Source organism: Pseudomonas sp. GD03944, from assembly GCF_029839275.1.
Classification (GTDB): Bacteria; Pseudomonadota; Gammaproteobacteria; order Pseudomonadales; family Pseudomonadaceae; genus Aquipseudomonas.
The window spans coordinates 1-22301 of record NZ_JAOCAH010000016.1 but is presented as its reverse complement, the minus strand read 5'-3'; the positions used below and the strand labels follow the sequence as shown (position 1 = coordinate 22301).

At 64.0% G+C, this 22301-nt stretch carries 22 protein-coding genes; 3 read left to right on the top strand and 19 right to left on the bottom strand.

Annotation, left to right across the window (positions count from 1 at the left end; all coding sequences use genetic code 11):
- Positions 1-126: 126 nt before the first annotated feature.
- From N5C28_RS20405 to N5C28_RS20330, 16 genes are all read right to left on the bottom strand, one after another.
- On the bottom strand, positions 127-525 hold the full coding sequence (locus tag N5C28_RS20405) for a VOC family protein (protein WP_279825110.1): 399 nt from the start codon (positions 523-525) through the stop codon (positions 127-129).
- 131 nt (positions 526-656) lie between these two features.
- Positions 657-983 (bottom strand): excalibur calcium-binding domain-containing protein, encoded by a 327-nt coding sequence (locus tag N5C28_RS20400; RefSeq protein WP_279825109.1) that lies wholly within the window; start codon positions 981-983, stop codon positions 657-659.
- An 81-nt stretch (positions 984-1064) separates the two neighbouring features.
- Positions 1065-1304, bottom strand: a complete 240-nt coding sequence (locus N5C28_RS20395; RefSeq protein WP_279825107.1) for a hypothetical protein — start codon at positions 1302-1304, stop codon at positions 1065-1067.
- 84 nt (positions 1305-1388) lie between these two features.
- Entirely contained in the window at positions 1389-1703 is a 315-nt protein-coding gene (locus N5C28_RS20390) for a hypothetical protein (RefSeq protein ID WP_279825106.1), read from the bottom strand.
- 126 nt (positions 1704-1829) lie between these two features.
- A complete protein-coding gene (locus N5C28_RS20385; RefSeq protein WP_279825105.1) occupies positions 1830-2366 on the bottom strand; it encodes a CbrC family protein in 537 nt (178 codons plus the stop codon).
- A gap of 103 nt (positions 2367-2469) precedes the next feature.
- Entirely contained in the window at positions 2470-2757 is a 288-nt protein-coding gene (locus N5C28_RS20380) for a HigA family addiction module antitoxin (RefSeq protein ID WP_279825103.1), read from the bottom strand.
- Positions 2757-3035 carry a type II toxin-antitoxin system RelE/ParE family toxin gene (locus N5C28_RS20375; protein ID WP_037002684.1) on the bottom strand — a complete coding sequence of 93 codons (279 nt, stop codon included), beginning with the start codon at positions 3033-3035 and terminating at the stop codon, positions 2757-2759. The genes N5C28_RS20380 and N5C28_RS20375 overlap by 1 nt, the downstream gene beginning before the upstream one ends.
- Positions 3036-3185: 150 nt before the next feature.
- Positions 3186-4091 carry a DMT family transporter gene (locus N5C28_RS20370; protein ID WP_279825100.1) on the bottom strand — a complete coding sequence of 302 codons (906 nt, stop codon included), beginning with the start codon at positions 4089-4091 and terminating at the stop codon, positions 3186-3188.
- 9 nt (positions 4092-4100) lie between these two features.
- A complete protein-coding gene (gene can / locus N5C28_RS20365) occupies positions 4101-4745 on the bottom strand; it encodes a carbonate dehydratase (protein WP_279825099.1) in 645 nt (214 codons plus the stop codon).
- A gap of 75 nt (positions 4746-4820) precedes the next feature.
- Positions 4821-6065 carry a C69 family dipeptidase gene (locus tag N5C28_RS20360; RefSeq protein WP_279825098.1) on the bottom strand — a complete coding sequence of 415 codons (1245 nt, stop codon included), beginning with the start codon at positions 6063-6065 and terminating at the stop codon, positions 4821-4823.
- A gap of 10 nt (positions 6066-6075) precedes the next feature.
- The gene (locus N5C28_RS20355) at positions 6076-8004 is read right to left on the bottom strand and encodes a bifunctional UDP-sugar hydrolase/5'-nucleotidase (RefSeq protein ID WP_279825096.1); all 1929 of its coding nucleotides are present in this window, start codon (positions 8002-8004) and stop codon (positions 6076-6078) included.
- Positions 8005-8218: 214 nt separating this feature from the next.
- Positions 8219-8671, bottom strand: coding sequence for a ribosomal protein S18-alanine N-acetyltransferase (gene rimI / locus N5C28_RS20350; protein WP_279825095.1), 453 nt, complete (start codon positions 8669-8671; stop codon positions 8219-8221).
- Positions 8672-8749: 78 nt separating this feature from the next.
- Positions 8750-9550, bottom strand: coding sequence for an energy transducer TonB (locus tag N5C28_RS20345; RefSeq protein ID WP_279825093.1), 801 nt, complete (start codon positions 9548-9550; stop codon positions 8750-8752).
- Positions 9551-9823: 273 nt separating this feature from the next.
- The gene (locus N5C28_RS20340) at positions 9824-11068 is read right to left on the bottom strand and encodes a saccharopine dehydrogenase family protein (RefSeq protein ID WP_279825092.1); all 1245 of its coding nucleotides are present in this window, start codon (positions 11066-11068) and stop codon (positions 9824-9826) included.
- Between the two features lie 136 nt (positions 11069-11204).
- Positions 11205-12302, bottom strand: coding sequence for a carboxynorspermidine decarboxylase (locus N5C28_RS20335; protein WP_279825091.1), 1098 nt, complete (start codon positions 12300-12302; stop codon positions 11205-11207).
- Between the two features lie 351 nt (positions 12303-12653).
- On the bottom strand, positions 12654-13262 hold the full coding sequence (locus N5C28_RS20330) for a hypothetical protein (protein WP_279825090.1): 609 nt from the start codon (positions 13260-13262) through the stop codon (positions 12654-12656).
- A 239-nt stretch (positions 13263-13501) separates the two neighbouring features.
- On the opposite strand from N5C28_RS20330, the gene mksB reads away from it, so the two are divergent.
- The 3 genes from mksB (at position 13502) to mksF (ending at position 18378) form a co-directional block, all read left to right on the top strand.
- On the top strand, positions 13502-14743 hold the full coding sequence (mksB, locus tag N5C28_RS20325; protein WP_279825089.1) for an Mks condensin complex protein MksB: 1242 nt from the start codon (positions 13502-13504) through the stop codon (positions 14741-14743).
- Positions 14744-14839: 96 nt separating this feature from the next.
- Positions 14840-15544 (top strand): Mks condensin complex protein MksE, encoded by a 705-nt coding sequence (mksE, locus tag N5C28_RS20320; protein WP_279825087.1) that lies wholly within the window; start codon positions 14840-14842, stop codon positions 15542-15544.
- On the top strand, positions 15541-18378 hold the full coding sequence (mksF, locus tag N5C28_RS20315; protein ID WP_279825085.1) for an Mks condensin complex protein MksF: 2838 nt from the start codon (positions 15541-15543) through the stop codon (positions 18376-18378). The genes mksE and mksF overlap by 4 nt, the downstream gene beginning before the upstream one ends.
- A gap of 193 nt (positions 18379-18571) precedes the next feature.
- Here the strand turns inward: mksF and N5C28_RS20310 are convergent, their stop codons facing one another.
- From N5C28_RS20310 to N5C28_RS20300, 3 genes are read right to left on the bottom strand one after another with little or no spacing between them, the layout of a single operon-like run.
- Positions 18572-20875, bottom strand: coding sequence for an MlaD family protein (locus N5C28_RS20310; protein ID WP_279825083.1), 2304 nt, complete (start codon positions 20873-20875; stop codon positions 18572-18574).
- Positions 20868-21491 carry a paraquat-inducible protein A gene (locus N5C28_RS20305; RefSeq protein WP_279825082.1) on the bottom strand — a complete coding sequence of 208 codons (624 nt, stop codon included), beginning with the start codon at positions 21489-21491 and terminating at the stop codon, positions 20868-20870. The genes N5C28_RS20310 and N5C28_RS20305 overlap by 8 nt, the downstream gene beginning before the upstream one ends.
- Positions 21478-22140, bottom strand: a complete 663-nt coding sequence (locus N5C28_RS20300; RefSeq protein WP_279825081.1) for a paraquat-inducible protein A — start codon at positions 22138-22140, stop codon at positions 21478-21480. Before N5C28_RS20300 ends, N5C28_RS20305 begins: the two co-directional genes overlap by 14 nt.
- Positions 22141-22301 lie beyond the last annotated feature (161 nt).

The window sequence follows — 22301 nt, the reverse complement described above, 5'->3', positions numbered from 1 at the left end:
TTTGCCGAGGTGATAGGCGGCGTGGTGCTGCTTTCGCCCCTTGTGGCGTTCGTGATCTGGAAGATTCTGAGTTAGGCGAAGAACTGCCCTTTGCTCGATGCAGCCCCCTCAGCGCGTTGCCGCCCCTCACCCATTCGGCAAATTCAACTGCCACGACACGCCGAACCGGTCATTAACCCAACCAAAACGCTGGCTGAAGCCGTAGTTGTCCAGCGGCATAAGGACCTGGCCGTCTTCTGACAGCAGGTTGAAGACCTGTTCCAGCTCTTCGGCGGTGTCGCAGTCGATGAAGATGGAGTTGGCCGGGGTGAAGGTGAAGTTGTGTTTGGCGGGGCTGTCCGAGCACATGAAGCGTTGGCCGCAGAGGGAGAACGCGGCGACCTTTACCGTGCCTTCCGGCCCGGGCTCGCCTTGGGCGTAGCGTTCGACGTGCTCGATTTCGGAATGCGGGAAGGTGGTGACGTAGAGGTTCATGGCGTCCTGCGCGTGGCCTTCGAACATCAGAAAGGGGGTGGCGGTGGTCATCGGGAGTCTCCTGCGTGTTGGGCGCCATGACGGATGGGCGCCAGCGGCATGTGCCTAACAACTGAGGCCGCGAGCCACGCAAGGTTCCTACTGATCGGCCCATGGCCGTTGCGCGCCCTTCTCGCCCCTCGCTATCGGCACCACTGCCGCTCGCAGGGCACGCCATCATGGTTGCCATCCATCTTGGTGCCGGGGCAGTTACGCAGGAAGTATGTGGCCTCCTCGCAGGAGCGCATTTGTGAGCAATGGGTGCGGCCGTCACAGCGGTAGGCGGCCTGCGCAAGTGCGGTGGGGGTCGTGAAGGGCTGGGCGACGGGCTTGGAAAAGGGCTGGCTGGTGACCGGCGTGGTCAGGGTGCTGCCATCGCTGCCGATGTTGGTGACCACCGGACTGTCGGCGGGTTTGAGGTAGTACTGCCAGACGGCAACGCCTATGGCGACGATCAGCAGCTTCTTCATGGTTCACCTCGCTATCCCTGTGTAGGTGCACGATAGCGGGAACTGGGCGCCTGGCAACTCGCGGTTATCCACAGCCATCTATTACGGCGTAGAGGTCACCACCGCCAGGATGATCAACCCGCCGAACACCAGCACGGCGAGCCCGACGACGCACACATAGGTTTCCTGGTGGGTGGTGCCCGGCCAGAACTTGCGCGGGTAGCGCCCGAGGGTGGCGGCTTTGACGAAAGGCCAGCCGATGAAATAGAAGACGATCTTGAAGAGGATTTCGGCCAGCACATAGCCGATGCCGCGCAGAAGCAGGCCAAGCAGATCATCCATGGCGCGTCATCCGCAGCCGGCGAGCCAATTCCTTGCGCATGTGTTTCTCCCTCACACTCGTTGTACGTTCTTTCAGCCCAGGCCCTATCTCACCACGCTGATCACCAAGCCCACCATCACCGCCGCCACAGCGCCCCATGCCGAGAGGCGCGCACACCAGAACAGCGTGAACGGCGCGCCGCTGAGCGGGCTGGAAGCTGGCAGGGAAACCCATGGCAGCAGATAGCGTGCATCGAGGGTGGTGACGGTGCTGTTGACGCCTTGGCCTCGGCGTAACAGCAGGCTGGATAGCCTTTCATCGTGACGGATGGAGAAACGCAGCAGCCCGGTGAAACAGATGGCCAACACCATCAGGGCCAGGGCGGCGGCCAGGTAGAGTTCGAAGCTGTCTGCACGCATCGCGGGTCGTCCGTGTTCCTGCTGGGATGGCGTGCTCAGTCTGCCAGAAGCCCCAATGGGAAACCGTGCCTGATGCGCGCTTTACAGCGCTAACCGCCATGGCCGTAGCTGGGGATAAGCCGGTGCCTAACTCAGGTCCCACGCCAGGACGACCTGCTGGCAATGCACGCAAACGAACTTGTAGAAGGCCGAGTCGCCTGCGGGCTTGTAGCCCTTGCTCGCCCACTCCCAGTCTTTCTCTGCCAGCTCATAGTCCTGCATCCATTGCTGACGTGCGGCGACGCTCGCGTCGCGTACATCCTGCTCGGATGCATCACCGTGAAACACGCAGGCATTCCCACAATGAGCGAGCCAGGTCGCTTCCTGCCATGTGAAATAACCCGGGGTACGCCGGTCGATTTCTTCGATGACGGAAGGTGCAGCGCCGGCTTCGTCCAGCGCGTGATAGCCGATGAACGAAGCCTGGAAGCGCTCGGCAGCACGCCCATCCGCTATGCACCATGGGCAGAGGCGCTCGCTCAGGTCCTCCACCGAATACACCGGGCCCACATAGATATGCCCGCGAGCGCGCTCACAGCACAGGCAAACGGCATCGCTTGGCTTGATGACCCCGGCGGCGACGGGGTCCTTGTAGTAACGGAAATGGGGCAGTTCCATGGCCATGAAGCTCCTGAAGTAACGGGGTACACCTGACGAAGAAAAGAAACGGACCTCGTTGAGTCGGCTACGTTGGCACGTACGAAGTGGGGCTCACGCTGCACATGCGTCAGGCGAGCATCAACTTGCCGACCTGCTGCAAATCCACATGCTGGCGAGCGACCCACAGATCGTAGGCATCCTGCATGGCCAGCCAGCTCTCAGGCGAGCGGCCAAGTGCTACCGACAGGCGCAGTGCCATTTCGGGTGTCACGCGGCTGGTGCCTTTCAGCACACGACTCAGGGTCGAGGGAGCCACGCCGAGTTTCTCCGCCAGCTCGCGACCGCTGAAGCCATTTGGCTCGAGGTAGATCTCGGTGATGAACTCACCAGGGTGGGGAGGGTTGTGCATGCTCATCAGTGGTAATCCTCATAGTCCAGGACATAAGCGTTTCCGTCACGAAATTCGAACGTCAGCCGCCAGTTGCCGTTCACCATGATTGACCAACGCCCACGCATTTCGCCCTTGAGCGGATGCAGGCGAAAGCCTGGGATATCCATGTCGTCGACCGTCATGGCCGTATCCAGGGCTGCCAGTTGCATTCGCAAGCGCTTGGCATGGGCAGGCTGCACACCGGCAGTGCTGCCCGTTTCGAAGAGTTTGCGCAGCCCCTTGTGCTGGAAAGACTTGATCATCGCCAGAGCCTAGCATGTTGCGCAACACGCAACAACGCAAGGAGACTCAAGCGCGATAAGCCACATCAACGCCACCCAAAGGTGCGGTGGGAGACAGATAGTTGTATCAGTGCTTCGCGCTTCAACCCATCCTACGGATGCACGCGGCGTTCACACCCTCCCCGGCCGCGTCGCCAGGATCAGCCCGCAGAAGATCATCGCCCCGCCCACCCAGTGGAACACCTGCAGGCCTTCGCCCAGCAGCAGCCAGCCGAGGATGGCGGTGAAGACCGGCATCAGGTAGTTGGCCATGGAGGCCTTGGCGGCGCCGAGGACTTTCACGGCGTGGTTCCAGCCGAGGTAGGCGACCAGCGAGGCGAAGACGGCGGTGTAGCCGATGGCCGCGAAGTTGGCCGGGATCAGCGCCATGTGCGCCCCGGTGGACAGTTCGTAGAGGTACAGCGGCAGGATCAGCGGCACACCGAGGATGATGAAGATGCCGAGCATCGCCAACGGCGGAATGGGCGTGAGGTAGCGGGACCAGCGGCGCAGCAGGACGGTGTACAGCGCCCAGTCGGTGACAGCGAGCAGCATGATCATGTCGCCCTGGTTGAACGACAGGCTGGCCAGGGTGCTCCACTGCCCCTGGCTGATCAGCACCAGCAGCCCCAGCACGGCCACGCCCATGCCCCACCAGGCGCGGCGGGCCGGCCATTCGCCGAGCAGCAGGCCGGCGCAGATGAAGGTCATCAGCGGGATGCAGGTGTTGACCAGGGTGATGTTGATGGCCGCGGTGGTTTGCGCGGCGCTGTACAGCAGGGTGTTGTAGCCGGCGATGCCGATACCGGCGATCAGCGGCAGGCGCCAGCCGGCGTGCAACAGGTCGCGGCGGTGGTGCCACAGCGGCTTGACGACGAAGGGCAACACGATCACCAGGGCCGTGCTCCAGCGCCAGAACGCCAGGGCAAAGGGCGGGATTTCCCCGGCGAAGGCACGGGCCACCAGGGCATTGCCGGCCCAGCAAAGCACAGCCAACAGGACACCGGCGATGGCCAGTTGGCGGGAGCGATCAGACATCCAGAATCCTTAGCGTTGCTCCAGAGGACGCAAGCGGTACTGCGGCGGCACCTGTTCCAGGCCGCTGACGGTGACGTTGAGGTTTTTCCAGCGGCCATCCTGAATGCCATAGATGCAGCCATGCACCGACAGCGCCTGACTACGGTGCCAGGCGTTCTGCACGATGGTGGTGTGGCTGACGTTGGCCACCTGCTGGATGACGTTGAGTTCGCACAGGCGATCGACCCGCTGCTCTTCGCCGGGCAGTTGCGCCAGGTGCTCGCGGTGCTCGTAGTAGAGGTCGCGGATGGAGCGCAGCCAGCCGTCGATCAGGCCGAACTGGGTGTCGTTCATGGAGGCCCGGACGCCGCCGCAACCGTAGTGGCCGGTGACCAGGATGTGTTTGACCTTGAGCACGTCGACCGCGTACTGGATGACCGACAGGCAGTTGAGGTCGGTGTGCAGCACCACGTTGGCGACGTTGCGGTGAACGAACAGATCGCCCGGCAGCAGGCCGACGATCTCGTTGGCGGGTACACGGGCGTCGGAGCAGCCGATCCACAGGTATTCGGGTACCTGCTGCTTGGCCAGTTTGGCGAAGAAGTCCGGGTCATCTTCCTTGATCGCTTCGGCCCAGCGCGCATTGTTGTCGAACAGGTGTTGTAGATCGCTCATGCGGTTCGCTCCGAAAGTGCCGTTGCGCACCATACGTAGCGGTTGCCGCCTTTGACAAGGTTCTTTACGTCGCGATCAGAGGTGCCCGCTGCGTTGCCACCAGCGCCCGAGCTGGATCTCGGCACGGGGCGCCTCACGCTGCCAGTGCCGGTGCCAGTCGGCAGCTTGGCTGGCCAGGTGGGCCCAATCGGGGATCAGGGTGTCCAGAGCCTGCATCAGCTGCGGCTCCAGCTGATCGCGGCTGGCACGCAGGGCGTGACGGAAGTCGGCATCGACCAGGCTGCGCCGGTGCGCCGGTTCGAAACGCCACCAGAGGCTGTCCTCGATGGCGGCAAGCGGGTCGGTGAGCAGCGCGGCGCCCGCCTCGTCATCGAAGCTCAGCGGCTGGAACAGGCTCATGCAGGGGGCCGAGGTGCCGGTGGCGGCCAGCAGCGGGTCGCCGGCACGCAGGTGGGCGATCAGGCTGGCGGTGGTTTGCATGGGCCGCCAGAAACGCCCGGCATGCATGCACACCTGGCGGTTGTTGTGGTGGTCGAAGTGGTCGCCGCAGCTGCCGTGGTCACGCAGCATGGCGCTCAGGGTGGCGAAGCCGGTGTGCCCGGCACAGGCGTCCAGTACCTGCTGGTTATGGCTCTGACGACAGTGGGCACCGCCGATCCAGGGCAGCAGGCGGGTGTCGAAGGCCCGGGCGAAGTGGAAGTCGCCCTTGCCGTCCCAGCACTCCAGGCGCCGGGCCTGGTCGTGCAGGTGCGGGCTGTGCAGGTCGAAATCATGGCCCAGCGTCAGCGCATTGGAAATCGCCCAGCGCTCGACGCGCTTGGCCACCCACAGGTGGCCGGCGGTTTCCAGCACCCAGGCTTCGTCGGGGTCGGCGATGAGAAAGCTGTTGTCGTGGCGAAAGCCTTTGTTGCGGTAGCCGGACGGGCCGCCCTGCCCAAACGCCTGCAGGTGCTGGGTGATCACCTCCAGCGCCTCGCGCGCGCTGGCACCACGTTCCAGGCCCAGGCGCACCAGGTCCGTGCCGAGCAAGGCTTCGCCCTTCTTCAGGGTCAGGCGGGTGAACACCGCCTCGTTACCGATGGCCACGCCCCGCTCGTTCACCCCCATTTCGCCGCCCCACAACCAGCTCGGCTGGCTGAGAATCACGTCGAAGCGCTCGGACACCTGGGGAATCTGCAGGTAGCTGGCGAGCACCGTGGGTACGCGATCGCCGCGCACGGCCGGGATGCGGATCAGGCGCTGCGGCTCGGCGGCCTCGCGGTCACTGTTCTTGGCAAACCAGGTGTGGCCGTGTTGGCGCAGTACCAGGGTGTCGCACATCGCTCTGTCCTTATCGAGTTCTCCGCTGGCGCACGAGGCGACGGAGCAACCAGGCAATCAGCAGCAGGCCGGCGAGCAACACGACGCTCACGCCCCACTGCAACGTCCCCGCGTACCGGTACAGCTCGGCGGGGTGCAGGCTCGGCTCACGCAGCATACGTTGCTCGGTGGCGGCGCCCGTGGTGGGTATATCGGCCAGTCCGTCGCCATCTGTATCCGGCAGGCTGCTGATGTAGTCGAGCAGGCCCTGCCACTCCTTGTACTCCTGCACGCCGGGCCGGTCTGGGTCGGTGTCGATGATCGCCGCCTTGATCTCGGGCAGCGGCTGGCCCTGGGCATCCTTGGGCTGCACGCTGAGCAGGCCCTTGGTCAGGTCGGACACCAGCCAGGTGAAGCTGCCCACGTAGCTGGTGGCGCCGATGCTGTAGAGGCGGTCGTCCTTGAGGTCGAGGGGCTGGTAGCCGCGCACGGCGTCGCCGATCTCGATGCGGCTGACCCGGTCGAACGGCACGCGCAGCGGGTTGTAGCTGAAGCGCAGGCCGGACACCCGCGGGTAGTAACTCTTGCTGTCGCGCATCTGGTAGGCGAGCAGCAGCACTTCCAGCAGGTTCTTCACCTCCTGCCCGGTGACGTAGACCTTGATCAGCGGATACCCCGGCGCCTGGTCGAACTCGCCGATGCCCAGCGGCGCGATGCGGAACAGGTCGGAGACATCCTGGATGCCGTGGCGGCCCTGGATCATGTTGTCGCGGATGGTGCCGTTGCCGGTGAACGACAGGTCGCTGCCGGTGGCGTAACGCAGGGCGTCGGTGACCAGGTTGCCGAGAATCGGGTCGTCGAAGGCACGGGTCAGGGTGCGGTCGACCTTGGCCAGCGGCTGGTCGAAGCGATAGCCCTTGGGCGCCAGCATGCGTTCGCTGACCACGTTCTTGAAATCCTCGACCCGGGCGGTGATCGCTGCATCGCCGGGGGTCTGGTCGTTCAGCGGGTGCAGCTGGTAGTCGACGACGTGGGGCTTGCCAGCCTCGTCGATGCGCATGCGCAACTCGCCCAGGTACTGGATTTCCGAACCGGCCTGCATCACCGGCGTCTTGCCGTTGACCAGCACCGGCTGCGGCAGCGCGCTGTGGGAATGACCGCCGACGACGATGTCGATGCCAGGCACCTGTTCCACCAGCTCGACTTCCTCGCCGCGCCAGGAGCCGTCGGCCTGCTGGCTGACGCCCATGTGCGAGAGCAGGATGACCACGTCGACCTCCTCCTTCTCGCGCAGGATCTGCACCATGTCCCTGGCGGTGGCCAGCGGGTCGGCGAACGCCACCGGCTTGATCATCGGGCTGACCGCCACGGCGTTGTTGCCGAGCAGGCCAAACAGGCCGAAGCGGATGCCGCCGCGCTCGATCACCGTGTAGGGGCGGATGCGACCGACATCGGCATGGGCCTGCAGGCTGTCGTCTTCCTTACGGTCCGGGTCGAACAGGATGTTGCTCGACAGCAGCGGCAGCAGGTCATCGCCCTTGGCGCGGTAGGCCGAACTGATCATCGCGGCAAGCCCGGCCGGGCGGAAATCGAATTCGTGGTTGCCCAGGGTCGCGGCGTCATACCCCAGCTCGGTCAGCAGCCGCAGCTCGCCGCCGATCTCCCGGGTGACGGTGTGGAACAGCGTGCCCATGCTGAAATCGCCGCCGTCGAGCACCAGCACCGGCCGCTCCCCCGCCGCCTCCCGGCGCGCCTTGAGCAGGGTCGCCAGGCGCGCGACACCGCCGACCGTGTCGTCGTCATTGACGGTGGCCGGGGTGTATTCGTTATTGGGGCCGAAGCCGAGCAGGCGCGATTGCCAGTCGTTGGTGTGCAGGATGGTGAATTCGCGGTCGGCACTGTAGGCCTCGGACGCGACGAGCAGGCAGGCAAGGGCAAGCAGAGGGCGTAGCAAACGCATGGCACATCCTTGAGCAGTGGGCAGAGCGACCTCTGGAGGGCCGTTGGCACGCAGTATGCGACAAGGCGATGCGGGCGGCAGCGGCGAATGACGTCGAGCACTGTAGCCGATGATGTCAGGCATTGCTGCCGGGGGCGCAGCGGATTTCCGGGCGTTGGTCGGAAGGCTGGAGGCTACCCTGGCGGGCAGGCGGGACGGTGCCTGCCGCGCGGGATCAGTCGATCAGGGTGCAGGCCATGACCAGGGCGTCTTCGCGCCCGCCGGCAGCCGGGTAGTAATCGCGGCGGCGGCCGATTTCATTGAAGCCGTAGCGCTCGTAGAGGCGGTAGGCGCTCTGGTTGCTGGCGCGTACCTCGAGGAAGCACTCGCCGGCTTTGAGTTCCATGGCACGCTGCATCAGGCGCTCCAGCAGACGCAGGCCCAGGCCGCGCCCCTGGCTTTCCGGCTTGACGGTGATGTTGAGCAGGTGCGCTTCATCGATGATCACGTTGATCACGCCATGGCCGACCTGCTGCTCGCCTTCGAACATCAGCCAACAGTCGTAGGACTTGATGCTGTCGAGGAAGATGCCACGGGTCCACGGGTGGCTGAACGCGGCGTACTCGATTTTCAGCACGGTCTCGATATCCGCCTCGGTCATGGGGCGGAAGGAAATCGCATCACTCATGGTGGGGTGAACTCGCTCAGATGGGCTCGAAGGGCCTTGGATCACATGGCCAGGGGCCAATCTCGGTACGCAGCAGGTTCACACCGGGCTGCTCCAGCGTTGCCGCACCCGGCGCATGGCGTCCCACAGCGCGGCCTTGCGCTCGGGCTCATCCATCAGCAGTTCCAGCCCTGGTACCGCCCAGGCGGCACCCAGGTCTTCGACCTGCAATTCGCGGTTGTAGGCATCCGCATCGGCATCGCCGGCGAAACGAATGGCCGGCAGGCCGACCAGCCACAGGCAGGCGCAGGGCTCCTGTTCTTCCAGGCGGGCGGCGATGAAGCTCTGCAGGAACTCCAGGGCGGCTTGCGGGCCCTGATCCATGTTGCCGCGCACCAGCAGCGGCCAGCGCACCGGTTCGCCGATCAGCTGCGGGCTGTCGGGCAGTCCGGCGGCGCGCAGCAGGTCCTTGAGCAACAGGTAGGCCGGGTCGCGGCTTTGCAGCGGCTCGCCGGTAGGCAACTCGACCAGCAGCACACAGGCGCCGGCACGCAGCAATTGCAGGGAGAAACGCGGCGGCGCGACGGGCGCTTCGCGCGGGGCCTGGGCTTCGACCGGCTCGTCTTGCGGTTCTGGCTTGGCCAGGCGCGAGGTCTGCGTGGGGCGTGGCACCTCGATCTTCGGCCGCTCGCTGGGGACCTGGACCGGCACGGGCGCCGACTCCCTCGCCACGGCAGGCGCCAGCTCGGTTTCAATGGCCGTCTCGACCTCGGGCTCCGGCGCAGGCGGTGCCAGCAACGCCGGGCGCGACGGCGCGGCGAAGGGCAGTACGGTACGCGGCAGCCAACTGGCGACCTGCATGGCGCCCAGGTAGGCACGACGGCGGAGTTCGGGGATCACACGCGCTCCATGGGAAGGCTGGTTCGGGTTTGCCGGCGCTTGGCAGCGGGGTCGGCGCAAAGGCGGATTGTCGCGTGAAATGGCCGGAGCGGGAAGCGCTGTGGTCGGATTAAGCGGGAAGGTGTCGGTCCTTGGGGCTGAAAAGCTCGCCGCTGAAGCGCCTCTCACGAGATTGTGTGCCCCGGGGGACCTGTGGGAGGGGCTTTAGCCGCGACAGGGTAACCAGGCGCCAGAACGAACAAGGCCCGCCGAATGGCGGGCCTTGTGGGTGGGTCAGATCGACTGATCCCAGGGGCGGTCACCGTGCTCGTCCTTGATGCGGGTGGGCAGGCCCATCACATCCAGGAGCTTGAGGAACGGTTCGGCCGGCAGTTGCTCGACGTTGACCATGCGCTGCGCATCCCACTCGCCACGGGCCACCAGCAGGGCGGCGGCGACCGGCGGGACACCGGCGGTGTAGGAGATGCCCTGGCTGTCGGTCTCGACATAGGCGTCCTTGTGGTCGGCTACGTTGTAGATGAACAGCTCGCGCGGCTGGCCATCCTTGCTGCCTTTGACCAGGTCGCCGATGCAGGTCTTGCCGCTGTAGCCAGGCGCCAGCGACGCCGGGTCCGGCAGCACGGCCTTGACCACCTTGAGCGGTACCACCTCCAGGCCTTCGGCGGTCTTGACCGGTTGCTCGGAGAGCAGGCCAAGGTTCTTCAGCACGGTGAATACGTTGATGTAGTGCTCGCCGAAGCTCATCCAGAACCGTACGTTGGGTACGTCCAGGTGCTTGGACAGCGAATGCACTTCGTCGTGGCCGGTCAGGTAGAGGTTCTGCTCGCCCACGACCGGCAGGTCGTCGGTGCGCTTGACCTCGAACATGGTGTTGCTGGTCCACTGGCTGTTCTGCCAGCTCCAGACCTGACCGGTGAATTCACGGAAATTGATTTCCGGGTCGAAATTGGTGGCGAAGTACTTGCCGTGGGAACCGGCGTTGACGTCGAGGATGTCGATCGACTCGATCTTGTCGAAGTACTGTTGCTGCGCCAGGGCAGCATAGGCGTTGACCACGCCCGGGTCGAAACCGACGCCGAGGATGGCGGTGACGCCCTTTTCCTCGCACTCGGCCAGGTGTTTCCATTCGTAGTTGCCATACCACGGCGGGGTCTCGCAGATCTTGCCTGGCTCTTCGTGGATAGCGGTGTCCAGGTACGCGGCGCCGGTCTCGATGCAGGCGCGCAGCACCGACATGTTGAGGAATGCGGAACCCACGTTGATGACGATCTGCGATTCGGTCTCGCGGATCAGTGCCTTGGTCGCTTCCACGTCCAGGGCGTTCAGCGCGTATGCCTTGATGTCGGCGGGTTGCTTGAGGCTCCCCTTGGCTTGCACGCTGGCGATGATGGCCTGGCATTTGGAGATGTTCCGTGACGCAATCGCAATACGACCGAGCTCGTCGTTATGCTGCGCACACTTGTGGGCCACCACCTTGGCGACACCTCCTGCACCAATGATTAGGACGTTCTTCTTCAATTGTTTCACCTCCAGGGTACTGCGTTGTTGAAAGCGTTTAGTGATGTGGGCTGAAGCCCACCCTACGGTTGAAGCGGATCACCATCCGCCCCAGCGGTGCACGAGGTAGGGTGGGCTTCAGTCCACCACCACGGTCTCAGGACAGGCTGGACAGGTAGTCGTCGAACTCGAAGTTACGGACCACCTCGACACTGCCGTCGAGCTGCTTGACCACGATGGACGGCATTTTCAGGCCGTTGAACCAGTTCTTCTTGACCATGGTGTAACCGGCCGCGTCGATGAACGACAGGCGATCGCCGATCTGCAGCGGCTTATCGAACTGGTACTCGCCGAAGATGTCGCCGGCCAGGCAGGATTTGCCGCACACCATGTAGGTGTGTTCGCCGTTGTTGGGGGCCATCTTGGCGTTGAGGCGGTAGATCAGCAGGTCGAGCATGTGCGCTTCGATGGAGCTGTCGACCACCGCCAGGTGCTTGCCGTTGTACAGGGTGTCGAGCACGGTCACTTCCAGCGAGGCGCTGAGGGTGATGGCCGCTTCGCCCGGCTCCAGGTAGACCTGCACACCGTATTTTTCGGAGAACGCCTTGAGGCGTGCGCAGAAGGCATCGATCGGATAGCCCTCGCCGGTGAAGTGGATGCCGCCGCCGAGGCTGACCCACTCGACCTGCTGCAGCAGGTGGCCGAAGCGCTCCTCGATGGTGCCCAGCATCTTGTCGAACAGCTCGAAGCTGCCGTTCTCGCAGTTGTTGTGGAACATGAAGCCGGAGATCTTGCCGATCACCGCACCGATCTTCTCCGGGTCCCATTCGCCAAGGCGGCTGAACGGACGCGCCGGGTCGGCCAGCAGGTAGTCGGAGCTGCTCACCTGCGGGTTCACGCGCAGGCCGCGGATGGTGCCTTCGGTGGCCGCCTCGAAACGCTCCAGCTGGCCGATGGTGTTGAAGATGATCTTGTCGCAGTTGGCGACCATCTCTTCGACTTCATCGTCGGCCCAGGCCACGCTGTAGGCGTGGGTCTCGCCAGCGAACTTCTGGCGGCCGAGCTTGAGTTCGTAGAGCGACGAAGACGTGGTGCCATCCATGTACTGCTGCATCAGGTCGAACACCGACCAGGTGGCGAAGCACTTGAGCGCCAGCAGCGCCTTGGCGCCGGATTGCTCGCGCACGTAGGCGATCTTTTCCAGGTTGCCCAGCAGCTTCTGCTTGTCGATGAGGTAGTACGGCGTCTTGATCATCTCGAACCCCATGAAGGTCGGCCGATGGGGGCTCGATTCAGCCCCCGGAAAAAAGTGGACGCGAATTGTGCCGATAACCGACACATATCGAAAGAGCGAGGGGGGTATTTCGTCCGTTCGTTGGTCCTGGGCGCCACGCCAAAAGCACAAGGTGCCATCGGTTTGCGCCGAGCATGCCGATGACGGATGACAGGGGCATGACGCCGCCGGGCGGTCTATGGGGCGGGTTGCCGGTGAGGTCGGCCGATGCAGCGCTCATCCTTTATAGAAGCCGCACGTTACGCAAAGGCTTCGCGCCGGTATCACAGGGACAGGCAGACGAAACATGCTGCAAAACGATAGGCGCCCTGCTCAGCCCTGGCGGAACAGGCCGAGCAAGTGATCGGCGATGGCGCCTTCGATGGCATGGATGGCGAGTTTGGAGCAGTGCCCCAGGCGCGAGGTGACGATGCGGTGCAGGTGCAGCGACGGCATGCGGGCCTCGTACTCACGCAGGTCCCCCTTGATCAGCACCGGCAGGAAGTATTCGCCCTTGGCCCGGTAGTGTTCGATGAGCAGCCGCAAGCCGTCCTGGAACGGCAGTTCCTTGGAGGCGACCAGGCGATTGGCGCTGGGGATCTTCAGGTAGAGCCCGGCGTGGCCCATGGTTTCCCCCGGCAGGATATGAATGCCGGTGGGCTCCACCGCGTTGGGCGGGATGTCGTGAAAGGTGTCATGCCAGGCCTGCTCGTCCGGCAGGATGGTGATGTCGCCATGGTCGGCCTGGGGCACCACGAAGCTGTAGTTGCTGTAGAGCTTCTCCACATAGCCCGAATAGATGCACAGGCGGTTCTCGAACCGCTGCAGAAAGGCGATCGCTTCCCGGCGATTGGTAATGGCATCCAGGTCCCAGGCCAGGTCTCGCTGCCCCTGCAACTCGGTCCAGCGGGCATCGACATACACGGAAGAAGTAGCGGACATGGGCTCGCTCACGTCGGATTCATTTATCTGTCGACCAAACCCTTCGCAGAAAACATGCCAATGAATTCAGGTACTTGAATGGGGCGACAAGGCCGCTTCAGTACGTATTCGGCCGGCCCTCACAGTCGCAAACTGCCGCATTAGGTCACCTGCCCGGCCTCTGATCGACTGGGGCTCCGTCGATTGCCGAACGATGCAGTACAATCGCCGTTTTTCCAGATTGAGCGACCGGCCCTTCGATGATCGACCCCAAGCGCGTACTGCGCGCCCTTGCCGAACACTGGACGTTGCTCGAACCGCTCTGCGAGCGTTTCGATGCCGGCACCCTGAGCCTGGTCGAGCTGCGCAACCAGTTGGCTGCGCAACTGCCGGACAGCACGGCGGTGGACATTACCGCCCTGCTCGACCAGTGGATCCGCCTGGATATCCTGGTGCCCGTGGCCAAGAGCCCGAATCGCTTCGAGCTGAACGCCCAGATCCATGACTTCCTGGCCTACCTGCGCCGCGAACACCGCCTGGGCCTGTGCCTGGAGATCGAGGCGTACCTGCGCCACCTCGAACGCCTGGCCGGCTACATCCAGGACGCCTTCGAGGTGCGCGATGGCAACGACCTGGCCCGCCAGCTGCGCCTGCTCGACATGCGCGTGCGCGACGTGCTGAAAAAACTCGGCAACGACGAGCAGGCACTGGTCGCCGTGGCCGAACGGGCCAAGACCAGCGACCGGCAGATTCCCCTGCGCCAGCGCTACGCCGAAGTCCTGGCCACGTGGGACGAATACGTCGAGCCGATGATCCAGCTGGTGGCTGCCGACGGGGCGTTCGAACAGGGCGTCTACCGTGTCGAACACGTGCTGCTGCGTCTGCTCGGCGAACAGCAGCGCCTCGGCCAACTGGTCGACGACGACCTGCTGCTGCGCACCCATGCACGCATCCTGGAAATGCAGACCACCGCCCAGCTGACCCTGCGCAAGGCCCGCGAACTGCTGCTGCCGCTGCGCGAAGAAGCGCGCCGGCACAACGCCGTGACCCGCGGCGCGGCGCTGGCCCTGTCGGTGATCCGCAAGAAAGGCCTGGACGCCGTGCCGCAAGCCGCGATGCCGCTGTTCACCCGCCCGCAGAGCACCTTCCTTGGCAGCGCGTCGCAGGTCGAGGCGTATGTCTATGCCCTGGCGCGCTTCGAAGCCAAGCCGGCGCACTTCCCCAAGGCCAGTGGCAGCCGCAAGGGCGGCACGCCCAAGGCGCCGAAGACCGCCCGCGAGATGATCGAGCGCTGCGAACAGGCCCTGCCGCTGCCGGACCTGATGGTCTGGCTGCTGGAACAGGAGCCGGAAGGCGCCACCGACGAACTGTTGTACTGGTTCTCGCGCCTGTCACGTGATGGCCGCTTCCAGCGCGAGCGCCTGGAGCGCCGCCAGTACCTGACCCGCGAACACGAAGTGAGCCTGAGCTCCTACGCACTGGTGGGCCGCCCCAATGCCTGATTTTTTTGCCGGGCGGACAACGCTCCGCCGTACCGAACGCTCAGGTGGGAAACGCTTTGCGGCTTCCCACCCTACGACTGCCTGTGAGCATCACGCATGAATATTGATCTGAAAGAAATGACCCAGCTTTCAGCCGCCTTCCGCGAGCTGTTCAAGGGCTACCACATCTCCCGCAGCGAGCCGGAATGCTACGCCCAGCTGTCCAGCATGCAGGACCAGTACCGAGCGCTGTTCAAGGCCCTGGGCTTCGAGCTGGTCTGCGACCCGCGCGGCTTCTATTACTTCGTGCCTGAGCAGATGGGCGCCCAGGTCAATAAGACTGCCCAGCGCCTGGCGCTTTTCACCTTCATCCTGGTCGAGCACTTGGCCGACCAGGGCCGCGACCCGCTGTCGGTGCTCGACGGCGGCAGCATCGGCCGTGACGAGCTGCCAGCCCTGCTGGACAAGTACCGCGACCTGTTCCTGCAGGCAGAAGTGACCACCCATGAAGAGCTGGAAGACAAGATCATCCGCCGCCTGACCCAGCTGGGTTTTGCCGAGGACAGCAACGGCGTGTACCGCTTCCTGCCGCCGATGCACCGCTTCCTCGACGTGTGCCTGTCGGTGCAGCACGACCGCGACCTGGCCGCCAACCTCTACAGCAGTGACCTGTCGCTGCCAGCCCCCGTGCTGATCGACGACGACAGCGGCGAGCCGATCATCGCCCTGGACGGTAGCGACGAAGAAACAGAAGAATCCGAAGACGATGCCCTGGCCCGCGCCATGGCCGAAGAACGCGCTTCCCAGGAGATGGACGCATGAGCCAGGAACGCTACGGCATCCGCCGTTTTGCCCTGCTGAACACCGCCGGCTACAGCCTGGGCCTGTTCCCGCTGGAAAACCCGCTGTCGGTCTACGGCGCCAACAACCTCGGCAAGTCGGCCTCGATCAACGCCCTGCAGTTCCCGATCCTGGCGCGCATGTCGGACATGAGCTTCGGCAAGTACAGCCTGGAGCAGTCGCGCAAGTTCTACTTCGCCACCGACACCAGCTACATCCTGGTGGAAGTCGCCCTGCCCCACGGCCCCCATGTGATCGGCGTGGCCGGACGCGGCCCGGGTGGTGGTTTCGGTCACCAGTTCTTCGCCTACCAGGGCACGCTGGACCTGGACCACTACCAGAAGAACGGTACCTGCCTGCGCCAGCGCGAGCTGTTCGCCAACCTCGAGCGCGAAGGTATCAAGGCCTACGAGCTAAAGCCGGATGAACTGCGCCGCCTGCTGGTCGGTGGCCACACCTCGATCCCGCTGGACCTGACGCTGATCCCGCTGCGCTCCACCAGCGAGCAGAGCCTGAAGACCTTCCGCGCACTGTTCATCAACCTGCTGCACATGCGCGAGATCACCGCCGCCAAGCTCAAGCAGCTGTTCCTCGACGCCTTCGAGCACAGCCTGCGTTCGGGCAGCGTGGATTACATCGCCGCCACCGAGGAAGCCTTCCGCGACGTGCGCCGCATGGAGCAGGACTACCAGGCGCTGGTCACCGCCGGCCCGCTGATCGAGGCCCTGTCCGGCGGGGTAGCCCAGCGCGAACAACTGCGCGGCAAGCTGCACCGCCTCTCGCCGCTGCTCGACTCGCTGCTGGGTACCTGGCAGGACTACGCCGGCGCACGCCGCGAAGAACTGGTGATCCAGGCCGAGCACTACCGCGGTGAACAGGACGGCCTGCAACAGGAACAACGCGGCGGCACCCAGGAACTGATGCGCATGGAGCGCGAGATCAGCGAAATCCAGCGCTGGCTGGGCGAGCTGTCAGTGCTGAAGAACCGCTTCGCGCTGGTCGAGGACGTTCAGGTCCTGGAAGCGCAACTGCTGGCCGCCAAGGACGCTCACGACGAACTGGCCGGAGCCCTGGCCCAGTCGCGGCAGTTCTCCAGCGAAGACCTGGACGAACGCCTGCGTGACCTGGAAAAACGCCTGAAGTCGGTCAAGCAGCAGCTCGACCATGCAGACAACAACAGCTACTCGCGCCTGCGTGAAGAATTTTCCCAGGCCGATGTCGACCGCCTGATGCGCCTGTTCAACGGCCAGCTGTTCAGCCTGCCACTGGGTGAAAAAGGCATTCAACTGGACGATGGCGAGGCCTGGGTGAAATCCCTAGAAGCCGTGCTGGATGGCTTCAAGGGCGAGCAGTTCCACGTGCCCGGCCTGACCATCGACCTGTCGCACATCGAGCCGCCAGCATTGCAGGCCCTGGCCGACCGCGCCGCCCTGCGCGACCAGAAGGACCGCCTCGACCGCGAGTACAAGCAGCTCAAGACCCAGCAGGCGGTCGCCGCCGACCGTGCCGCGAGCAAGGCCCAGGCCGAGCAGCTGTACCAGGCCGTGCTGGATGCGCAGAAGGCCCTGGAAGACTTCCGCCGCAGCCAGACCCTGACCGTGGAAGAGCCGCTGAAGCTGGAGCAACTGGCGCAGCTGGAAGCCGCCCAGGACGAGCTCAAGCGTGCCAGCGATGCCTTCGCCGAGCGCGTGCAGCAGCTGTCCGCCAAGCTGCAACTGGTGGGTCGCCAACTGGCCGACCTGGAAGCCAAGGAACGCACCTTGGAAGACGCCCTGCGCCGTCGCCAGCTGCTACCGGCCGACCTGCCCTTCGGCACGCCGTTCATGGACCCGGTAGACGACAGCCTGGACAACCTGCTGCCGCTGCTCAACGATTACCAGGACGCCTGGCAGGGCCTGCAACGGGTCGACGGCCAGATCGACGCGCTGTACGCCCAGGTGCGCCTCAAGGGCGTGGCCAAGTTCGACAGCGAAGACGACGTCGAACGTCGCCTGCACCTGCTGGTCAACGCCTATGCCCACCGCCAGGACGAAGCCCTGACGCTGGCCAAGGCGCGCCGTGCCGCCGTTACCGATATCGCCCGTACCCTGCGCAATATCCGCAGCGACTACGACAACCTGGAACACCAGCTGGCGCTGTTCAACCGCGAGATCAACAAGCGCCAGGTCTCCAACCTGGAGAGCTTCCGCATCGTCCTGGCACCGAACAAGGACGCGCTCAAGCACATCGACCAGATCATCCACAGCGCCGGCCAGTACGAGGAAGGCGAAACCCTGTCGGTGTTCGATCTGCAGCAAAGCAGCGACCAGGACGCGAAGAACGAGGAAGCCAAGGAGTACCTGGCCCGCCTGGTGGCTGCCAACCAGAACCAGCTGGGCCTCAAGGACCTGTTCGAGCTGGCGTTCGAGATCACCAAGGTGCACGGCCAGCCGGTCATTCACACCGACATCGATGGGGCGGCCAGTAACGGCACGACCATGACCATCAAGGCGCTGACCAACATGTACCTGTTGCTGCACCTGATGGACCGTGAGCAGGCCGGACGGGTGCGCCTGCCGTACTACCTGGACGAGGCGGCGGACATCGACGAACGCAACCAGCAGGCGCTGATCGAAACCAGCCTGCAGCTGGGCTTCGTGCCGATTCTGGCTTCGGTAAAGCCGCAGGTTTCCGCCCACGTGGCCATCGACCTGGAAGGCGGCAGCGGCCCGAACGGCATCTACATCGACGAAGCGGACTGGAAGTTCATCAAGCCGCGGGAGAGTGCCAAGGGGCAGGAAGCGCCTCAGCAGGCAGAAGCGGCCGAGCCGGCCTGAGGCCCGGCGCACTCGCGCCGTTCTATCGGGTACACACCTCGCGGCTTAAGCCCCTCCCACAATCCGACCGGTGTGGGAGGGGCTTTAGCCGCGAGCGTTTTCGGGAGCCATAAAAAAGCCGTACCCCTTAACGGCGATACGGCAGCGAACCTGTACTTGAAAGACATGGCCCGGCAACACCCCGGGCCACACGTCAGGGCTTCAACGCGATCTTCGGCGCCCAGCGCAGCCATTCCTCATTCACATCGTCATGCAGGGCGAAGGTCTGCTGCGGCAGAGCGGGCCCGCCCATGTCCGCATTGTTTGGCGTGGCAAAGGCAATGCCGCCACCAATGACTGCCTCCAGGGACTCGGTGCGCACCTTCACGCCACTGAACAGGCTGGCATCCACCCCAATACCGCTGGCGTTCCAGAACCGGCTGCCACTGCGAACCAGCGGCGCATAACGCGGCTCGATAAGCACATGGATCAGCACACGGTCCGCGGTCGGCCCCAGTTCGAAATCGGTGACCTTGCCCACCGGCACTTCACGGTAACTGACGATCACTCCCGGCTTGATCGAGCCGCGCCGTGCGGCACTCAGCACGAGGCGCAATCCTTCTTCGCGGGCACTGACATTGGGCGGTGCGGGAATCGCGGTGAAATGACTCTGAGCCGCGCCCTCCTTGCTGGACGGCAGCACCTCCAGGTACTGACCAGTGACCAGGGTTTCCAGGTTGGCCGCACCGCTGAGGCTGACCTCAGGCTTGACCACCCAGAACTGCGTGCCGACACGGGCGATCTGCTTGGCCGCCTGGTTGATCCGCGCGTTGAGGATGACCGCCTGCAGATCGTCGGTCAGCGCAATGCTTTCGACCTTGCCCACTTCCAGCCCCTTGTAGCGGATGGCGGTGCCAGGACTCAGGCCGTCGCCGCTGGGCAGCTGAATGGTGATGCGCTGCCCACTCTGAATCGCGTCATCACGGCTGCCATACAGGGCAAAACGCTGCACGCGTTTACCGGACGACGTCGCTTTGAGATCAGGCGTCTCGAAGGTGATGCCACCGGCCAACAGCGTCTGCAGCGACTCACTCTTCACCTCGACACCAGACAGGCCGCCCTTGAGCGTGACACCGCTGGCGTTCCAGAAACGGGTGGTGCGGTTCACCAGGTGCGCGTAGTCCGGCTCGATGTGCACGCCGAGCACCACCTGCTGGTCATCACGCGACAGCTGGAAGCTCTGGACCGAACCGACCTTGACCTGCCGGTAGAGCACGGGACTGCCAACCTCGAGCGAACCGCGCGTGTCGCTGAACAGCACCAGGTGCAAGCCTGGCGCATCCAGATTCAGCGGCGGCGCCTTGGAGCGGGCTTCGAATTCGCGCGTAGCAACAGCACCTTTTTCGCCTGGGCGTATGGCGATGTAGTTGCCCTTCACCAAGGCTTCCAGCCCGGTGATGCCTGCCAGGGAAATCGACGGTTTGACCACCCAGAACTGGGTTCCCTCGACCAGGTAATCCTCTGTCCGCGGATCCAGGGCCAGCTCGGCAACGGCACCAGTGAGGTCATCGTTGACCTTGAGGTCTTTCAGCGTGCCGGCCTGGATACCGTTGTACATCACAGGCGTACGGCCAGCCTGCAGGCCTTCGAAATCCGGGAATTTGACCTGTACGCGGATACCGGCCTGGGCCGCATCGAAATCCTCGTACAGCCGGAACGGGATGTTCGGATCGGTCGGCGGACTGTCCTTGCGGTGCTCGGGCGTGGCGAAAGCGATACCGCCGGCGACGATACTCGCCAAGGACTCGCTGCGCAGTTTGAAGCCGGAGAAGTCGGCATTGACCGTGATGCCGCTGGCATTCCAGAAGCGCGTGTGTTTGCGCACGAGATCGGTGTAGGCCGGCTCGATGAAGACCTTCACTTCCACGGTTTTCTGGTCGCTGGCCAGGCTGTAGCTCTTCACCCGACCGACCTGGATCTGCTTGTAGAACACCGGGCTGTCGCGGTCCAGGGAGCCAAGGCGCTCGGCCTTCAGCACCAGGTGCAGGCCCGGTCGATCATCCGACAGCGGTGGCGCCTCGGGCAGCGCCTTGAACTTCAAGACCGACTCGCCGTCGCCCGGGCTGACGGCAATGTAGTTGCCCGAGACCAGCGTCTCCAGACCGGTGATGCCCGCCAGGCTGACGCTGGGTTTGACCAGCCAGAAACGGGTGTTTTCGCGCAGGTGAGGCTCGACCTCCTGCTTCATTTCAATGGTCGCGATGACGCCTCGGCGCTCACCGGTATCGTCCAGGGCCATGGCCACGACCTTGCCGATCGACATGCCTTTGTAGATGACCTCGGTCTTACCGGCCTGGATCCCTTCGCCACTCTCGAAGATCACCTGAATCTCGATACCCGCTTCGCTGTAGGCGCGCCAGGCCAGCCAGCCGCCAATCAGCAGGGCAATCAGCGGCAGGACCCAGATGGCCGACCAGTTGGACGCGGGGCGGGTTTTAGCCAGGGGAAGCTCATTCATGGACGTCAGCCGACTCCGTGTTATCCCAGATCAGACGAGGGTCAAAGGTCAAAGCGGCCAGCATGGTGAGGATCACCACGCTGGCGAATGCGGCACCACCCATACCGGGCTCGATGCTCGCCAGGCTGCCGAAATTGACGACAGCCACCAGGATCGCGATGACGAAGATATCGAGCATCGACCAGCGTCCGATCCATTCGATGAAGCGGTACATCAGATTCCGCTGGCGCGCCGACATCGGCTGGTGGCGCTGGACGGAATAAAGCAACAGAGCGATACCCACCAACTTGAAAGTGGGCACCAGGATACTGGCGATGAAGACCACGGCAGCGATGGGCAGCATGCCGTAGTTAACCAGCTCGATGACGCCCGACATGATGGTATCGGACTGCCCACGGCCGAGCGAATTGACCGTCATGATCGGCAGCATGTTCGCCGGGATATAGAGAATCGCGGCCGTGATCAGCAGTGCCCAGGTACGCACCAGGCTGTTGGGACGGCGGGCGTGCAACATGCCACCGCAACGCGTGCAGTACTGGTGCCCGCTGCTCTCCTCCTGACGGTTGAGCTGGTGGCATTCGTGGCAAATCAGCAGCCCCGCATCAATCGCCCGCATGAATATCCTCCCCGGAGAGCGCTTCCCATATCTGGTGCGGCGACATCGTCACCTCGAGCCAGACCTGCAACAGCAGCAGGGCAATGAAACAGACCAATCCCAGTCCCAGGCTGACATCGGCGATGTCGACCAGCTTGACCAGAGCCACCAGAGTGCCCATCAGGTAAACCTCCAGCATCCCCCATTCACGCATGTGGTGGTAAATGCGGTACAGGAGCAGGCCGTAGCTGCGACCGATATCCAGCCGGATACTCATTAACACCGCAAACTGGCACAACAACTTAAGCAGGGGCACCGCCATGCTGCACAGGAACACCACCACGGCGATGCCCTGCATGCCACTGTCATAGAGGCCCAACACACCACTCCAGACAGTGTCGCTGCTGGTTTGCCCCAAGAGATTGAGCTGCATGATCGGCAGGAAGTTGGCCGGCGCGTACAGCAGCAGCGCTGCAATCACCAGGGCCAAGCTGCGACGGACGACCTGATGCCGATGGGTATAGAGTTCGTAGCCGCAGCGCGGGCATTCGACCCGCTCACCATGATCGACAAGCTGAGGCTTGCGCATCAGCAGGTCGCACTCATGACAAGCGATCAGGTCCTCCAAAGGCAGTTCCGCCAACGGAGTGGGGGCAGCCGAATCAGGCATGGAGCATGCTCTCGAAAATATCCGCTTATTCTAGTCGAGCCCTGATTCGAATAAACCAGAGGCCGCATATTTGAGCAGCCTGGTAGGCAAAGGTTGCGGGGGACAGTACGGGTTTGAGGGCACGTGAAAAGGTCCATTCCGCCCTGCTGCTTTTTCCGCCG

Excerpts from the sequence above, each read along its gene's own strand:
- N5C28_RS20405 (WP_279825110.1), bottom strand. The coding sequence starts at position 525 with ATGACCACCGCCACCCCCTTTCTGATGTTCGAAGGCCACGCGCAGGAC.
- N5C28_RS20400 (WP_279825109.1), bottom strand. The coding sequence starts at position 983 with ATGAAGAAGCTGCTGATCGTCGCCATAGGCGTTGCCGTCTGGCAGTAC.
- N5C28_RS20395 (WP_279825107.1), bottom strand. The coding sequence starts at position 1,304 with ATGGATGATCTGCTTGGCCTGCTTCTGCGCGGCATCGGCTATGTGCTG.
- N5C28_RS20390 (WP_279825106.1), bottom strand. The coding sequence starts at position 1,703 with ATGCGTGCAGACAGCTTCGAACTCTACCTGGCCGCCGCCCTGGCCCTG.
- N5C28_RS20385 (WP_279825105.1), bottom strand. The coding sequence starts at position 2,366 with ATGGCCATGGAACTGCCCCATTTCCGTTACTACAAGGACCCCGTCGCC.
- N5C28_RS20380 (WP_279825103.1), bottom strand. The coding sequence starts at position 2,757 with ATGAGCATGCACAACCCTCCCCACCCTGGTGAGTTCATCACCGAGATC.
- N5C28_RS20375 (WP_037002684.1), bottom strand. The coding sequence starts at position 3,035 with ATGATCAAGTCTTTCCAGCACAAGGGGCTGCGCAAACTCTTCGAAACG.
- N5C28_RS20370 (WP_279825100.1), bottom strand. The coding sequence starts at position 4,091 with ATGTCTGATCGCTCCCGCCAACTGGCCATCGCCGGTGTCCTGTTGGCT.
- can (WP_279825099.1), bottom strand. The coding sequence starts at position 4,745 with ATGAGCGATCTACAACACCTGTTCGACAACAATGCGCGCTGGGCCGAA.
- N5C28_RS20360 (WP_279825098.1), bottom strand. The coding sequence starts at position 6,065 with ATGTGCGACACCCTGGTACTGCGCCAACACGGCCACACCTGGTTTGCC.
- N5C28_RS20355 (WP_279825096.1), bottom strand. The coding sequence starts at position 8,004 with ATGCGTTTGCTACGCCCTCTGCTTGCCCTTGCCTGCCTGCTCGTCGCG.
- rimI (WP_279825095.1), bottom strand. The coding sequence starts at position 8,671 with ATGAGTGATGCGATTTCCTTCCGCCCCATGACCGAGGCGGATATCGAG.
- N5C28_RS20335 (WP_279825091.1), bottom strand. The coding sequence starts at position 12,302 with ATGATCAAGACGCCGTACTACCTCATCGACAAGCAGAAGCTGCTGGGC.
- N5C28_RS20330 (WP_279825090.1), bottom strand. The coding sequence starts at position 13,262 with ATGTCCGCTACTTCTTCCGTGTATGTCGATGCCCGCTGGACCGAGTTG.
- mksB (WP_279825089.1), top strand. The coding sequence starts at position 13,502 with ATGATCGACCCCAAGCGCGTACTGCGCGCCCTTGCCGAACACTGGACG.
- mksE (WP_279825087.1), top strand. The coding sequence starts at position 14,840 with ATGAATATTGATCTGAAAGAAATGACCCAGCTTTCAGCCGCCTTCCGC.
- mksF (WP_279825085.1), top strand. The coding sequence starts at position 15,541 with ATGAGCCAGGAACGCTACGGCATCCGCCGTTTTGCCCTGCTGAACACC.
- N5C28_RS20310 (WP_279825083.1), bottom strand. The coding sequence starts at position 20,875 with ATGAATGAGCTTCCCCTGGCTAAAACCCGCCCCGCGTCCAACTGGTCG.
- N5C28_RS20305 (WP_279825082.1), bottom strand. The coding sequence starts at position 21,491 with ATGCGGGCGATTGATGCGGGGCTGCTGATTTGCCACGAATGCCACCAG.
- N5C28_RS20300 (WP_279825081.1), bottom strand. The coding sequence starts at position 22,140 with ATGCCTGATTCGGCTGCCCCCACTCCGTTGGCGGAACTGCCTTTGGAG.